The 16195-nt window shown below is 31.9% G+C and carries 9 protein-coding genes; 4 read left to right on the forward strand and 5 right to left on the reverse strand.

All coding sequences use genetic code 11. The features are described from left to right. Positions 1-24: 24 nt before the first annotated feature. Entirely contained in the window at positions 25-2889 is a 2865-nt protein-coding gene (locus CELAL_RS21645) for a VIT domain-containing protein (RefSeq protein WP_013552247.1), read from the reverse strand. 431 nt (positions 2890-3320) lie between these two features. Here CELAL_RS21645 and CELAL_RS17635 point away from each other — a divergent pair, with 431 nt between their 5' ends. Continuing rightward, the gene (locus CELAL_RS17635; RefSeq protein WP_013552248.1) at positions 3321-5114 is read left to right on the forward strand and encodes a hypothetical protein; all 1794 of its coding nucleotides are present in this window, start codon (positions 3321-3323) and stop codon (positions 5112-5114) included. Positions 5115-5217: 103 nt separating this feature from the next. Then, complete coding sequence (locus CELAL_RS17640; protein WP_013552249.1) at positions 5218-5445, forward strand: hypothetical protein; 228 nt, start codon at positions 5218-5220, stop codon at positions 5443-5445. A 364-nt stretch (positions 5446-5809) separates the two neighbouring features. On the opposite strand, the gene CELAL_RS17645 is transcribed toward CELAL_RS17640, so the two are convergent. Then, positions 5810-7066, reverse strand: a complete 1257-nt coding sequence (locus tag CELAL_RS17645) for an NAD(P)/FAD-dependent oxidoreductase (protein ID WP_013552250.1) — start codon at positions 7064-7066, stop codon at positions 5810-5812. A 245-nt stretch (positions 7067-7311) separates the two neighbouring features. Between CELAL_RS17645 and CELAL_RS17650 the strand changes: the two genes are divergently transcribed. Continuing rightward, the gene (locus CELAL_RS17650) at positions 7312-7836 is read left to right on the forward strand and encodes a glutathione peroxidase (protein WP_013552251.1); all 525 of its coding nucleotides are present in this window, start codon (positions 7312-7314) and stop codon (positions 7834-7836) included. Then, complete coding sequence (locus CELAL_RS17655; protein ID WP_013552252.1) at positions 7836-8258, forward strand: hypothetical protein; 423 nt, start codon at positions 7836-7838, stop codon at positions 8256-8258. The genes CELAL_RS17650 and CELAL_RS17655 overlap by 1 nt, the downstream gene beginning before the upstream one ends. Before the next feature lie 7 nt (positions 8259-8265). On the opposite strand, the gene CELAL_RS17660 is transcribed toward CELAL_RS17655, so the two are convergent. Genes CELAL_RS17660 through CELAL_RS17670 form a run of 3 tightly spaced genes read right to left on the reverse strand, consistent with a single transcriptional unit; the run spans position 8266 to position 16151 of the window. After that, entirely contained in the window at positions 8266-8757 is a 492-nt protein-coding gene (locus CELAL_RS17660) for a CIA30 family protein (protein WP_013552253.1), read from the reverse strand. A gap of 52 nt (positions 8758-8809) precedes the next feature. Beyond that, positions 8810-11119 (reverse strand): translocation and assembly module lipoprotein TamL, encoded by a 2310-nt coding sequence (tamL, locus tag CELAL_RS17665; protein WP_013552254.1) that lies wholly within the window; start codon positions 11117-11119, stop codon positions 8810-8812. Positions 11120-11159: 40 nt separating this feature from the next. After that, positions 11160-16151, reverse strand: coding sequence for a translocation/assembly module TamB domain-containing protein (locus tag CELAL_RS17670; RefSeq protein ID WP_041557795.1), 4992 nt, complete (start codon positions 16149-16151; stop codon positions 11160-11162). Positions 16152-16195 lie beyond the last annotated feature (44 nt).

Genomic DNA, 16195 nt, shown 5'->3' on the forward strand with positions numbered 1-16195 from the left:
TTTTGTGTGATACTACAGCGAATTTTACTTCTTAAATTCAATTGTTCCTATATTAAAATCACCACTCTTAGCAGGTTCTAGTTGAAGGGTCAAGACTTCTTTTTGCTCATCTTTTGTTCCGAAGTTAGTATATACTAAGGCTCTTACGGTGACATTGCCCAATGCAGTTTGTTTTCTTGTACCATAAAAATTAACATCTATACCATATGCACCATCTATAGCATCCTTAAGTCTAAACTCTTCAGGGCCATATCCTTGAGTAATATCATAAGATATTCTCCCGCCTAAGCGCGTATTCTTGTTGCTATAACTACACTTTTCTTTATTAGGATCTGTAATCCATAAATCAATATCTGTTTCATTAGCATCCCAGTCAATAACAATTCTAACATCTACAGGCATATGTTTTAGAAAACATGGGTTTATAAAAGAGACGTCTAATTTTTCCTTATGTTTGAAAATAATATTGTTGATATCATGAAGGGTGATTAATTCTATACCATTAAATCGAGACATAATATCTGCATCCCATTCTTTATCTATGACACGGTATAAGTTATTAATCGCTTCCTGATTTTCTCCTAATTCGGCATAAGTAAGTCCTAAATCTATATAAGAATGTGGTTCAAAGGATCTTGTGTCTAGAACTTCTTTAAATACAGCTAATGCTTCGGTAAAGAACTTAAATTCAAAAAGTTTTCTACCTAAGGTGCGCAGTAATTCTGTATTTTCTAATTCTAATTCTGCAAGATTAGAAATTACACGTAAGCCTTCTTTCCTTTGGTTGTTTTGAAACATATAGGTAGCTACATCAAAGTAGAAAGATGGGTTTGTACCATTTTCGTCCTTTAGCTCTAAATATGTAGTATAGACATTTTCTTTTGCAACAGATTTCAAAGTATTGATATAAGGAGCTTTACTGTCCCATGTTGCAATTGTTATTTTAGGCTTGTTTTCCTTCTTTTTAGATCTTTTCTCACTAGACTTACTTTCAGAAGCAACTTCATCCATCGCCATTTCCATTTCCATATTAGCTTGTGGAGCGTCTGAAATTTCATCTCTTGAAACCATTTCTACTGGTTCAATATTTACATCATTTACGTTTGGTCTCTTAGGTACCGATTTTTGAATTGGTGGATTCTTCCACCAATTGTAATCTTCACTAAAGGTGCTACATAAACTTAAAATTCTATGCTTTTTGATATCTTTTTTTTGCTCATTTTTCATAGCAATGCGCTTAAAATATTCCTCTTGTAATGAAGCAGGGGGAACAATTTCATAGCGTACATAATCTGCTACATCGTCTAAAACAATTAAAGACGTATTTGGAGTAACTAGGTTGAATTTTTTTCCGTGTGACTTTATAGCAGCCACATTTTGATCTACGAGTAATGTTTTTAACTTTTTCTGCGCCCAAATACGTTCTCCTAAATTATGATCTAATGCTTCGGCATTATCAATAAGTATACGCTTTGTTTCCGTAATTTCACCTCCAAAACCAAAATGCAAAGTTAATTCTGCTTTATCACCTTCAATTTTGCCAGACATACTGAAATTGTCGGTTATTTTTTCTCTATTATTCGGGAATATTTCTTTTATCTTGTTGGTGTCAAATTCGGCTCTAATAAACTGCTTTTGTTCGTGGGTAGCCTTATCAATGGCTTGATCTGTAGCGGATTCGAAAGCATTAATGTAGGTACCATTTGAACAAACAGCCATATATGCTAATAAACTGTGGTTTGCTATATTAGAAGTGTTAACGGCAATAATAGGCGATTCAAAATTGTTTTTATTTTTTTCACCGAAATTAGAAACTCCATCTGAAAATAATAGAATTTCTTCGGTTTTAAATGTTGAAAAATCTATTGCATTTATAGCAGTGCCACCATCATAATGTTCTGCTTTTAAATCGCTAATAAGCTTTTCATTTTTTCCATTTGTTAGATCATATGTTTTAGAGGAATGTATGGTATTGGAAAAAGTAACTAGCGTTACCTTGCCTTGTTTCATCCAATCAAAATATCCTTGAAGAATGGCAACTTCTTTCTCTAAATCTCTATTTTGTACTGAAGAAGAAACATCCCAAACCACAGTTGTTTTTTTTGGAGTTTTCTTTTTGCGTTGTTCAGGTGTTATATCAAGATGGGTATAAAAATAATTATCTGAAGTAACAGACCCCTTATAGGTAATTACTTTAGACACCTTTTTAGGTTTTGGAATAGCAAAGCTTAGATTACTTTCCAATGTTTTATTTTCTTCTTTATAGGTACTAATATAGGAGTTACGAGCTTCTGTAAATTTTAAATTAATTTGTGGGTCGTTGCTCTTTAGAATCTTTGGTTTGTTTAAAACGACTTCAACCTTCACAGAAAAGGTTTCTAATGCGTTTTTTATATGTAAAGGCAGTTGGTAAATATAATTAGCAGCATCTCCTTTAATTTCATGTTCAAAGGCTATGATCGCTTTTTTATACCCTTTTGCAGGTATTGGGTAAACTCTAGCTTTAAAATTATTACCAGTAGTAACTTCTGCAAGTCCTGGGTCAACGTTTCTACGTGTTACCGCTTCAAAGGCTTGGGTGGCAGTCTCTTTATCAACAACAACACCTTCTCTCATTTCTCCATTTACATCTAATGCAAAACGAGAAATTGTTATTCCGTTACCTAATGGAAAATTTAATTCACCCTCCATTACGCGGTTATTAGCATTGTAAAATCGCATCTCTAATGTGGTGGTAGCAATATTATCGATGACAAAAACATTAATATGGAGATCGCTTAATTGAATAGGTTTACTGGTGTCATCGGTGGTCTTAAGTATTGGAATCCCTTGTGCAAGGGCAATTCTAGAGAAGATTAAGAACAAAATAAGAATAGAATGTTTTTTCATAATTTAATATTAGCAATAAGCTTAAAATAGAAGCATGTTATTTTTATAACGAACATTTATTCAGCTATTGTATAAATATAGGATTTAATACCTATTTATAGGCTGCTTTATTCTTTAGGAGACCAGATGTTTTTTAAATAGAAAAATAAAAGGATGCGCTATTCTTATAATTGTGAATTAATAATTAGTATAAATGTCATTAAAAACGATGTCTATGACATAGTTGGTTGTTAACTGTTTGGCGCTGTTAACAAACAATTCTACTTGTTTTATGGAAATTAATTAAAGGTAAATCAAGTAAAAGAGCTAAGAAAGTAGAGTGCTACGCTAATTACAAAGTATTAAAAAATGATAAAAATCATATTCTATAGCTAATAATAGCGCCAGTTTTGATCTAAATTATTCTATCAGAAATTATTAAAAACATTGTTATGAAAGCACATTCTTTTCATATTCCTGTAATGGGGATAGGTTTTACTATAGATACTCCATTAAAAGTTTCGCACCTTGGCATTGATTCTGCTATTTCCTTAGTAGACGATATTTTATTAGAAAAATTAAGAAAAATGTATGCCAACATATTTGACCAATCTTATATAGAAATAACAGAAGATTCTGAGGATTTTAGAGCCAAAAGGATTACTTCTTATTTAAATTTAGTGAAGAGTATTGCTGAGAAAAAATTTACAGAACTCAAAAATATAACCGATGGAGCTAGCGAGAGTTTAAAAGAATATTTTGACTTTTTGCCAGATACTTCTACGCTTAAACAACAGTTTAATAACTTAACAACTAAGTGTTGTACGGTGAATGAATTGAAGGATTTTTTAGAAGAGACTTTATGCATGGGGAGTATAGATGTAAATATTATGACTAAAGTGGATAAAGAAAATTTCACTAAAAAAGAAAAATTACCTACTATTTATAATGATGCGCACGCTGCACTCAGAGGATTTGCTCAAAGTGATTTAAAATCGTCCGTGATTTTCTCTGCCGGAATGAATCCTAGACTTTATAGTTATTTAGAAGAATTTGAAGATTTTTATCCTGATAAGGAAGGCGTATTAAAAAAGAAAATAGTATTAAAAGTAAGTGATTATAGATCTGCTTTGATTCAAGGTAAGTTTTTAGCAAAAAAAGGATTATGGGTATCAGAATATAGAATAGAATCTGGACTTAATTGTGGCGGACATGCCTTTGCAACAGACGGATATTTGTTAGGCCCTATTTTAGCCCAATTTAGAGACCAAAGAGAGGATTTTTTAACGGAGACAAGTAACATTTTTAAAAAAGCATTAAGCCTTAAAGATCGTTACATTCCAGAATCTATATTACCTGTTAAATTTACGGCTCAAGGAGGTGTAGGGACAGCCGAAGAGCATGAGTTTCTGCTAAGACATTATAAGGTAGATTCTATTGGATGGGGTACTCCTTTTTTATTGGTTCCAGAGGCTACAACTGTAGATGACGAAACTTTAAATAAAATGGTGAAAGCTAAAGAAGATGAGCTGTATTTGAGTGATATTTCCCCATTAGGGATCCCTTTTCATAGCCTTAAAAGTAATACTAAAGATGAAGAAAAGAGAGCTTTAATTGCGAAAGATAGACCAGGGAGTTCTTGCCCCAAAAAATTTGTAGCCTTAAATAAAGAATTTACAGAAAAAGGTATTTGTACGGCTTCTCGCCAATATCAGCACTTAAGAATTAAGGATTTAGATAAAGAAAATCTGAACCCAGAAATGTACCAAAAAGAATATGATAAAATCACTGAAAAATCTTGTACTTGTGTTGGTCTAGGAACTTCTGCCTTATTAAAATATAATCTGGACACAAAAACAGAAGGGAGCGGAGTTTCAATATGTCCAGGACCCAATTTGGCTTATTTTTCAAAGATTATGGGGTTAAAAGAAATTATTGGGCATATTTATGGACAATCAAATGTTATAGAAAGAACAGATCGTCCTAATTTATTTATAAAAGAACTAACTATTTATATTACGTTCTTAGAAAAGAAGTTAAAAGAGACAGGAAATTTAATAGATCTTAAACAAAAAAAATATTTACTGGTTTTTGTTAAAAATTTAAAAGAAGGCGTTTTTTATTATAAAGAGACCTTTAATACGTGCAAAAAAGAGCTTGAAAACTCCTATGAGAAGGTGTTGGCCGATTTAGAAATAAATGAACAAATATTGAACCAGATAAAAGTAAAAATTGAAAATTCTTAAAGAATTCATAAAATACACCTTAAAAATGGAAGAATCATTATCATTTAGTTGTGTAATTCCTTTTGTTTAATTATATTTATTTTTGTCTAAACAAAAAAAAACTATGGATATTTTAGAAGAAGCGACAATCTTTGAAAAAGCCAAAATGAGTCATATGTCAACTAGTGATAGAGTAGTAGCTTCAAGAGAAGCAAAACGACTGATTTTAGCTATTAATGAGCAATATAAAGAAACAAAAGATGAAGATTTAATGGAGGTAATGAAAAGGTTAACTATTAAGAAAAAAAAGATTGAAATTAGATTAAAAGGAAAACCTGATTCAGGAATTTAATATTTTGTAGGATGATATTTAATCAATTTTTTTTTAATCTATTCTATTTATCCTTTTTTAAGGGTGTTTAGAACTATATTTTTAGCGCTAACGAAAAAAAAATAAAGAATTTATATTCTTAGTTTCTTAGCCACTTAAAAGTAATAGGTTTTATAAAATATTTTGAAATTGATTCCTAATCTTTATAAATTCCAGATTTAAAACCTGGATTCAAATGGTGCTTATGTACTCCTAAATGGTCAATAGCCAAACAGGAATGCAAAGCACCATTTGTTTTGTTTAAACCTTATTTTTTAGTAGCTGTATACTTAGAAATGCATCCTAATTATTTAATAGAGTAACTAGGTATATTTTGGATCCTAATTTAGGATAACACTGTGCCAGAAATTGTTTCTATAACAGCCAGTGCTGCTCTTTCTCCACTAATGATGGCAGCATTTAAAGAACCATTAAGTTGCGTGTCTCCCGCCAGAAAAATGCCTGATGTTAATCGCGTTTCAGACGGACTCATTTCATAACGTAAGTGATCTAAATTAGGTAGTGCCGTTGGTATATGGTACAGTTTTATAAAACGTGTACCTTCTATAGCACACTGTTCTTTGAGTTCTATTTGCACTCGTTTAATAAGTGCTTCTTCAGATAGGTTTTTATGATCTATAACTGTTACCGAAAGCAACTCTTTAGTAGCTGTTGTTGCCGTATTTAAACTGGTATGATAGAAAATGTTATTTACTACACTTTCTTTATTAGGTACAAGTCCGATTAAAGGTGTACGAATAGTTCTTTTTTCTACTTCAAAATATAGTGTATAGCAAGATTTCCATTCCGTTTTCTGATTCTTCAATCTAGAAATCAAATGACTTGCTTCTGTTGCAACAATAATAAAATCACTTGCTAATTCTGTACCATCGGCAAGATCTATTTGCTTGTCTTTAACGGCACTTACTTTTGTGTTAAATTGAATTGTTGTACGTATTAATTTCTCTGAGAGTTGTTTTGGTATAGCTGCAATCCCAGATTTTGGCAAGGCTGCATAGCCTTCTCCAAACATTTTATAAATAAAATTGAACATTCTACTAGAAGTAGTTAACTTGTTTTCTAAAAAAATACCACTGAAAAAAGGAGAGAAAAAGTCGGTAATCATTTCATTAGAAAAACCAAATTCTTTTAAATACGATAATGTTGTTTGTTCTTTCTCTGAAAATATCTCTAAAACCGATTTTTGTTTTAATAACCGGTTTAATTTTAATATCAATAATTTATCAGAAAATAGACCTATTCCAGAAAGTAAAGTGGGGAAAAGTAAAGAAATATTTCTAATTGGGTCACCAATCACTAGCTGTTGACCGTTTTTAAAAATAGCAGCACCGGGTAAAAATTTTTGTAAATCTAAGGCTTTAAAATCTAGATATTTTTGAGCAGCAGGGTAGGCAGTTAAGAGTACTTGAAAACCATGATCTAATTGATAACCTTGGACAATATCTGTTTTTATTCTTCCTCCAATACTACCTGTAGCTTCAATAATAACAGGAGAGAAGCCATTTTGTTCAAGTACTTGAGCGGCAATTAAGCCACTAATACCTGCACCGATAATATGTATTTTATGCTCCTGTTGTGCCATGCTAAATTTTGTTTAATAATTTAAAAGTAATAATAAACAAAATTAGTATTTTTGAAGTAGGATTGCGTATCATTTTAATTTTTTATCCTATTTAAAACTATTTATAATTCAACGGAAAGGATAAAATTAAAAGCTTAAGGAACTGCATATTCCTTAAAATAAGTAGTACCTCTATTTATTAAGGGTATAACATAAATAGTACGATTCTAAAAGTGTAATAGTTAGTAACCACTTAAAAATAGATCATGAAGTTAACGGATAAAGCAAAAGTAACACCGACAAATTCTAATGAATTGCAAAAGCGTTCTATTTATGATATAGCAATTAATGCCATAAATGGAACACCTATTTCTTTGAAAAAGTTCAAAGGGAAAAAAATACTTTTTGTTAATGTAGCCTCAGAATGCGGCTTTACAAAACAATATGAAGATTTGCAAACCTTGAGTGATACCTATAAAGATAAGTTAGTTGTTATTGGGTCTCCTTGCAATCAGTTTGGAAAACAAGAACCTGGTGCTGCATCACAAATTCAGGAATTTTGTTCACTAAATTTTGGAGTTACTTTTTTACTCACAGAAAAGATAGCAGTGAAAGGGGCTAAGCAGCATCCTCTTTATGAATGGCTCACCCATAAATCATTAAACGGTAAAAAGAGTTCTAGTGTAAAATGGAATTTCCAAAAATACCTTGTAGATGATACAGGTCAATTTATAGATTATTATTTTTCGATAACGAAACCACTAAGCTCAAAAATAATTAAGCAGTTGTAATGTCTCTAGCAATTATTGGGCTTTTAATAGATTTTGGATTGGTTGTTTTAATTTGGATGATACAATGTATTGTGTATCCAAGTTTTAGTTATTACAGTGCGGAAAATCTTATCGTTTGGCATAATAAATATACCGCGCGCTTTAGTTTTATCGTTGTTCCATTAATAGTGCTTCAGCTTATTCTGTCTATTTACGAAGTGGTATCTGTAGCTAATTTATATACTATTTTACGTCTATTACTTATTGTTGCTCTTTGGTGCGCTACTTTTTTTCAATTTGTACCTATTCATACAAAAATATCAAATGGAAAAATCTCTAGTGAACTGCTTGTTTCTTTAGTGCATAAAAACTGGGTGAGAACCGTATTATGGACACTTTTATTTCTACTTAATTTATATTACTATCTAAGTTTTGCAGTGTAGCGATACGCTATTCCAAAATTATAGCACCTAATTCTAACATAAAATCTTCTTCTTTTTTATTGCCAATTATAAAAGCAATTTCTTCTATAGTGTTGTCTTTATAATTAGGAAGGTCTAATTTACGACCTCTAAAAATTGGTGTCATCTCAGCTAAAGAAAAGGATAGGGTTTCCCATTTTTTTGAGGTGTTAAAATGAGTTATATACGAATGACTATCAGATTGTTTAGTTTTAAATCTCAACTTATAGCTTTTTCCATCGCCTTTAATTGTTATTGTAATTTTTGAATATGAAGAAGTGTCAAGGGCCTCAAATTGATATCTTAAAGATGAAAAACCGCCATTATCCTCTAATGAAACATGACCATCAAAAATACCTTTACCTTCTTTATTTTGATAAAATTTACCTGAAGATTTCCCTCCCATTACAACATCATCTATGACAGACCACGTAGAAATATCAGAATTTTCATCAAATTTAAAAACAGTTAAGGATTGCATAGTTTCTTTATTTTTAATTTCTAAAATAAATTAGGTTTATGTACTCGTAATTTTAAAAAGGATATCCGATAGCAAAATTAAACATTAAGTTATTGTCTCCACCATCAAAAAAAGGAATCCTGCTTCGTTCTCCTTCCTCATAATATGGCACGCGTATTGGAGAAGCTAAATCTAATCGAATAACAAAACTTTGGATATCTACTCTTAATCCAAACCCCACGCCTACACCTAATTCTTTGATCCAGTTATTGCTAAATTTCCCTTTGCTATTTAGTTCTTCTATAAAGGCTATATCATCTTCGCTATCATCATCTGATGTTTCTACATCATAGGTTAACCAAACGTTTCCAGCATCAGCAAAAATGGCACCTTTTACATAAGAAAAAATAGGAAATCTGTATTCAAGATTGGCTTCAAACTTTAAATTACCAGACTGGTCATAGTAAGAGGTAGTATCATCATCTTCAGAATAGAATGTTCCAGGACCTAGTGAACGAATTTGAAATGCTCTAACACTATATGCACCTCCTGAGAAAAACTGCTTCGCGTAGGGTAGTGTAGTGGAATTTCCGTAAGGTACTCCAATTCCGGCATAAGCTCTAGCTATAAACGTGTTTTCATTTTCCCAACGATGGTAATAGCGAACATCAACATCCATTTTTGCATATTGAGCATAATCTAGTCCAAAAGCAGTTTCTTTTCCTCCACTTAAAAGGTTTAACGTATTTCCTGCAATGTCAAAATTAGTTTCTAAAAATATTGGATTTGTTTTTTCTTCATTGGCTAATTCATTATACGTGAATTTGTAATTGAGACCTGCAATAAATTGTTGCTCAAAACTATTTTCTAAATAAGGATTTTCATCCAAAATTTCTTCAAACTCCTCTGTGGTATTGGCTAAATTTACATAGTTAATGCTTATGGGTGTTAACTCGTGATAAACGTATTTGTTTTCATTCCATAAATAACCAAAGGAACTTGTGAACGATGTTAAGGTGTACAAATCTGTTCGGCTTAAAAACTCTACACCAAGGCTAATTTTTGTTTTCGGAACATTATCTTTAAATAGGCTAGGGGAAAAGGGCACCAATCTTGGTATGATTAAATCTGCAGTTAAACCACCACCAATACTACTGTTGTTATCACTTCCTGTAAGTTGCATTTCGTAAGAGAAATTTCCTGTGATACTTAAGGTCTCACCGCCTTTAAAAACATTTCTATTGCTATGCGATATAGCTAATCCTGGACCTGTAAATCCATTTGATTTTGTTAAAGCTTGAAGCTCAATCCGTGCAGACCTTTTTGTTAATGGCGATAGATAAATATCCATATCTAATGATCCGGCGTCATCTGTATTTGCAGTGGTATCCTTTTCTTTAAATTGAATGTTTACATATTTATAACTTCCTATGGATGATAGCCTGTTACTGGTAAGTTTTGCTGTATTTGCGTTGTATTTTTGCCCTTTTTCAAATAGAATATAAGGTTTAAGGCGCTTTGTTTTAAAAAACTCATTTTCTTGAATAAATTTTATACCATTCACAACGGTTGTCTCCTTTATCGTAGAGGTGTCTTCAATAGAATATTTAGGGTAAACAGTAATAGAATCAATAGTGTAAGGAATGATAGATTTTTGTGGGGTATTTTTCTTTAGACGTAGGAGAAGATCAAATTTTGGAGTTTTATAGTGGTTTGTATCCGCTTCAAAAATTAAAAAATCTGAATTAAAATTGTAATATCCACGTTGTTTTAATTGATGATCTATACGTTCTCGTTCATATTTTAACACCGCTAAATCAAACCTAGTACCTGCTTTAATTGGGGTATCTGTAAGTATTTTTTCTATCTCCTTATAAATTGGAAGCGAGTCCTTCTGAATATTAAAGTTTTCTAAGCGATACGGTTGGGGTAAATTTGCGGAATACGTAACACTTCCATACTTGGGTGTTGTTTTTATTTCTGAACTTACCTTATTGTAAAAAAAGCCTCTATTATCTAAACGGTTGCGCATTAGCTCTTCTACGCGTTGGGTATTTACGTCGGATAAATAAACAGGTTCTTCTCCAATTTTTTTGTTCAACCATTTGTTTATAAAACCAGGCTTATCTTTTTGTGCCTTAAAATGATAGTAAAGACCCAATCTCATTCCTAAAAATTTAGAATTAGGTGAAGTTGGCAATAGCGTTAATAACTCTTCTTTTATTTTTTTAGTATTCAACGTATCTTCTTGCGCTTGCAGGTTTATTTCTGAGCCTGTATATAGCACCTCTCCCTCTGGTAAATATTTAGAAACACCGCAAGAGTAACAAATGAGTACAATTGCAAGACCAATAATATAGCTGTATTTAAAATGATTTTTCAATTTCTATGAGTTGTATGTTATGATTTTAATCTTGTTAAAACTAGTTGTCTACTTTGTCCTTTTCTTTACGGTCCTTTTTATCTTTTTCCTCTTTCTTAATAGGATTGAATAATTCGCTAAAACTATTAAACTCTCTATTGAAAATTAATGCTACGCCCGTGATAATTAGCTGTCCATCAATTACGTTTTCATATTCATTTTTACGAAAGCCTTTTAAACGGTACCTACCATCTTCTGATAATAAATATTCAAGGCTTACATTGCCAATTATAGGGGTTTCCTCTTCATTTGTTTGCGCACTACCTTCAACATCTACTGTGCTACCTGCACTAACAATTAACCGATCATTGAATAGTTTTTTCTGAGCATTGATGTTTAATTGCGTTCTATCTTCTGGACTATCACCTTCATAATCTGTATAGCTATCGAAGTCAAAACCTAATTCAAAACCAGACTTACCCAATAGCTTATCTGAAAATGTATTTAACTGATCAGAAAGTACTTTGCTTACATTATTTCTAGCGATTGTTGCAGTACCACCACTACTACCATCACTACCTGAACTAGGGAAAAAACGATTTAATGTTAGTAATGAGAATACCTGTTTGTTCAATTCTGACTCTTGGTCATTTAGTTGTTGCACTTGTTCATAAACAGCGCCACTGAGGGAACTTTGCTCTTCTTCTGGCATGTCTAATTCAAAAGAAATCTCTGGGGTTAAAATTTCTCCATCAACATTTAAATATACCAGAAACGAAAGTACTTGTTGGTATTTGCTTGAAATGCTAGAATCTTCACTAGAGGTAAGGCTTGCCATTAAGGGACTGGCTGATGCCTCAACATTGTATATTGCAGTGATATCGAGATTAGCATCCGTTGGACTGCCTGTCCATGTAATTGTACTTCCACGTTTAATAGTAAATTTTCGTTTTACGACATTGTACAAGATTGTTTCATAATGCCCACTCTTTAATTCATACCTACCAGATAAACTCATGGCACCTGTAGTGTTCATGCCAAAATTTAAATTGGCTTCTCCAGAAATCTGAAGATTATCGCCTGTTTTTTTATCAATGATAACATTGAAAACAGCATCGTTATCAATTTCAATTATGGTATTTACTTTGTATCCTTTTAATATAGAAGAGGGTTCTTCTTCATCTTTTCTGGTTAGTATGGCATCAGGGTTTTCTTGATTTACAAAAATTACAACACCATCTCTTTCTTCAATGTCCAATTGTGATTCCGGAACTATGTATGTTATGTCTGTGCCTTTATCGACTTTAAATACTCCAGACACGACAGGTAGATTTAAGTCTCCTTTTACGGTAATATCAGCATTCATAAAAGCCTTTCCGTAAAAGAGGTCATTATCTTCTTTTGTGGAATTCATTACTTGAAAAGTATCCGCTTTTAACTGTAAATCGAATACAGGATTCGTAAGTTCTGAAGTTTTTATAGCACCATTTATGGCAAATGAATTGCTATTGCTGTCTTGTATCGCAAAATTGTTAAAATAAATACCTTCGTTGTTTACCTTGAGCTTTTCGTTGTTTATTTTAAATAGTGCATTTAATTGTGCCACTTTAAATTCTGCTTTATTAAAAGAAAAATCTCCGGTGTATATCGGGTTTGTTGTTGTTCCATTAACTTTTACGTTTCCAGAAATAGCACCAGATGTGTTGGTGAAAGCACCTTCAGAAAAAGCTTCGATCACTTTTAAATCTAACCTATTCAAGTCTAAATTTAAATTAAGATTTGCCCCAGTTTTAGCTGCGGTATAATCTCCTATTAAATTAAAATCGATACCTCCATCTTTTAAAGCCATATCAAAATTATATTGAGCATTGCCAGTAGCGTTAGCTTTTAAAACTAGATTTCCTAATGGGCTTTGAAGAGCTTTTAGCTGATTGATTTTAAAATCAGCAATAATACCTGTAGCGCCAAAGGGTTCTTCAATAATTAGACTACCCTCAACAAGGCCAGAGGCCAAAGCTTCATCTGGGTTTAGATAACTTAGAAAAGTTTGAAGCTTAAAATCGCTAAATACAATACCTATGTGCTCTTTTTGAGTGCCTTTTATAGCATTGGAAATACGGAGCTCTTGTGAGTTTCTTGTGAGCTTTACATGGTTAAATTCTAATCTGTTTTCACTAAATTTAATGCTGTTATCTTCTGGAATTGTCCATTGTTTTTTATTGAAAATTAATTCTGAAGGAAGAATTCTAAATGTCGTAATATCTTTTGAAAGAGAGACTTCTGAACCAATATGCAATAGCTTTTGGTCTTCATCATAGGAGGTGAAATCCAATTGCATAGCACTGTTTTTTAATTCACCTTTAAATATTGTTTTCTTTATAAATATAGGGTCTGATGATAGTTCGTTAAAACCAGCCGTAAAATTTAAATCTTTAGCATCTCCATGTATCAAAACATTTAAGCTGTCTATTGAACTCCCACTGTAAACAGCAGAAGGAACCAGCAGTGATGCATATAGCTTTTTAGTAACAGCATTAAAATTAGCCTTTATGGAGATAGTATCTAATTTTTCAATATCCCTAAAAAAAACATCGGTAAGAATAGGAGTAGGGCTAAGTTTAAAATCCATGCTTAAAACTATAGGGTTTAGCTTTGTTTTTACAGCCAAACTATCAGAAAAGTAACTAGTAATCTGTTCGTTTAAAGCAGAACTTACCTTCTCGATTGAACTGTTCGCTTTTATACTTCCGTTAAAAAAATTACTGGTAACTACTACATTAGTCGTTAAAGAATCAATTTGAGTCTTTACCAATAAATCTCCCATTCTGTAAGGTTCATCATTAAATACAGCAATGGTCTCATTAATGGTGGTGTTTAGTTTAAAAGCTTCTATAGAGCCTTTAAATTCTGAATTTATCTCAGTTGCCATTTTAATATTTTCATTGGTGATACCTAATGCATACAAATCAGCTCCTATAATATTTAAATTTAGTTTTACAACAGAGGCAATACTGTCTAATTTTAATTTAGTATTTGCTTGAAGATTTAAATTTTCATCCTTGAAATTCAGGTTGAGATCTCCATTCCCATTTACAATTTTGCCATCGAGCTTAAGGTTTGAGAAATCATAAGTATTAAATTCTAATTGTGTAAAATCAGTCTCTAGATAGGCATTTAAACTGTTGATGCTATTTCCATTACCCGAAAGATTCATGGTCATTGAAAGTGCACCCAGCTGTTCATTTTTAAGGAGTTTATCTAAACGGAGGCTGTCTACTTTTAATTTTCCTTCAAATGCTATTTGGTCTTTCGTACTATACTTTCCAGTAACTGTAGCAGTGCCTTCCGGTATCTTTAGCTCTAAATTTCCTTTGAGATTATCAGGACTTCCGCTAACTACAGCATTTAGTTTTATGGTGTTAGGGATAGAGATTCCTAAATCGCTTTCGGAAACAAAAGCAAGGATATCTTTTCTATTAGTGGAGGCTTGAATGGTATTAAAATCGAAAGATAATATATCGGGCTGCATACTATCGTAAAGCTTTCCTTTTGCAACAAGTTGTGTGTTTTCTCCCCAGTTTAGTTTTATATTAGAGAGGTCTATTTCTTTTAAAGTACCTGATGCATTTATGTTTCCTGTAAAAGGTTTGAGCGCTATTTTTTTCAAGTATTCGTTATGGGTTAACGCTGGTTGAAAGATAAAAGCATCTTTAAGATCTAACGTAATTTTGGGAAGCGTAAGGTTTAAACTAGCCTTTTCTGGAGCAGCTATCAGATCTTCAATAGAAGTAAATTTAAGTGCTGCAGCACCAAATATTGTACTATAATTTGTTTGTAGCTTTAATTTAGAAATGACTGCAGCAGTATCATATAATTTTGCATCAAAACTTAAATCTTTTAATTGAAAACCACTCTTTTCATAAAATGAAAAAGCTTCTAAGGATAGCTTCGTTTTACCATTATCATAAAATAGATCATTAGCTTTTAGGCGTAGGTTAGAAATAGCTAATGCAGCAGGATTAAATGTTCCTGCAAGGGGTTTTTGTTTTCCAGAAATATAGGTGATATTATTCTTTTCAAAATCAATTTCATTTACCCGAACCATATATTCAGGCCATTCAAAATTAGTGGTTTTATTTACAAGTTGGTCTGTATTTTCGCTACTTAATTGAAGCTCTTCTTGTTTTAAATAAATTGTTGAATTGTTTAACGATAAGTAATTGACATCAAATATATTACTTTCTAAATCTAGCTTTTCTAAACTCAATTCAAAATCACCAATTTCAGCCTTAGCGACTATCTGGTCTGGAATAGAATTATATCTCGTAGTTACATGCTCAAGCTTAAATTTCCTTATGGATACATGTGGAAGTTGAGTGTCTGTTGTTTCTTCTGTTACAGGAAATTCTTTAGTCTGTTTGTAGGTAATAGTTGTATTATTTAATTCGAAATTATCAACATCAAAATCCATGTTTTCTAAATCAAATTCTTCTAACGCTAAGTAAAGTTTTCCTAGTCGGATATCACTTTCTAAACCTAAAAAACCATCATTGTATTTAATATCAAATTCAGAAAGAGAAATGGAACCAATAGTAAGGTCTAAGGGTTTACTTTCTTGAACAGTCTTAACGGTATCTTGTGTGGCAAATGCTTGAATTAAAAAATCAAAATTGAATTCTTCAACCCCCTCTTTTCTGCTAATGTTTGCTTTTACACCTTGCCATTCTAAAGATTTTAACGTTATGCCATTTCCAAAAATGATAGGAGCTAAAGGAAGGTTAGCCTCTAAAGTTTTGGAGTAAATTAAGGTATCTCCTTTTGTGTCCTCTAAGTAAAGTCCTTCTAAAAAGATATTTCCAGAAAAGGTTACGAAAAGTCGGTCTATACCTATTTTCGTATTGGTTTTCTCTGCTGCGTAATTTACGACCTTGGTAACGATGATATCTTGCCCCCACGGACTTCTTATAAATAGTATACTACATATAAAAAATAGCAGGAGTACAGCAAAAACTCTAAGTATTCGCTTTAGAATTCGTTTTTGTTTCTTTTTCATTTGAAGCGACAAATATCTACTTTTTTAATTAAAGATATGTGCTT

The organism is Cellulophaga algicola DSM 14237, from assembly GCF_000186265.1.
Lineage (GTDB): Bacteria > Bacteroidota > Bacteroidia > Flavobacteriales > Flavobacteriaceae > Cellulophaga > Cellulophaga algicola.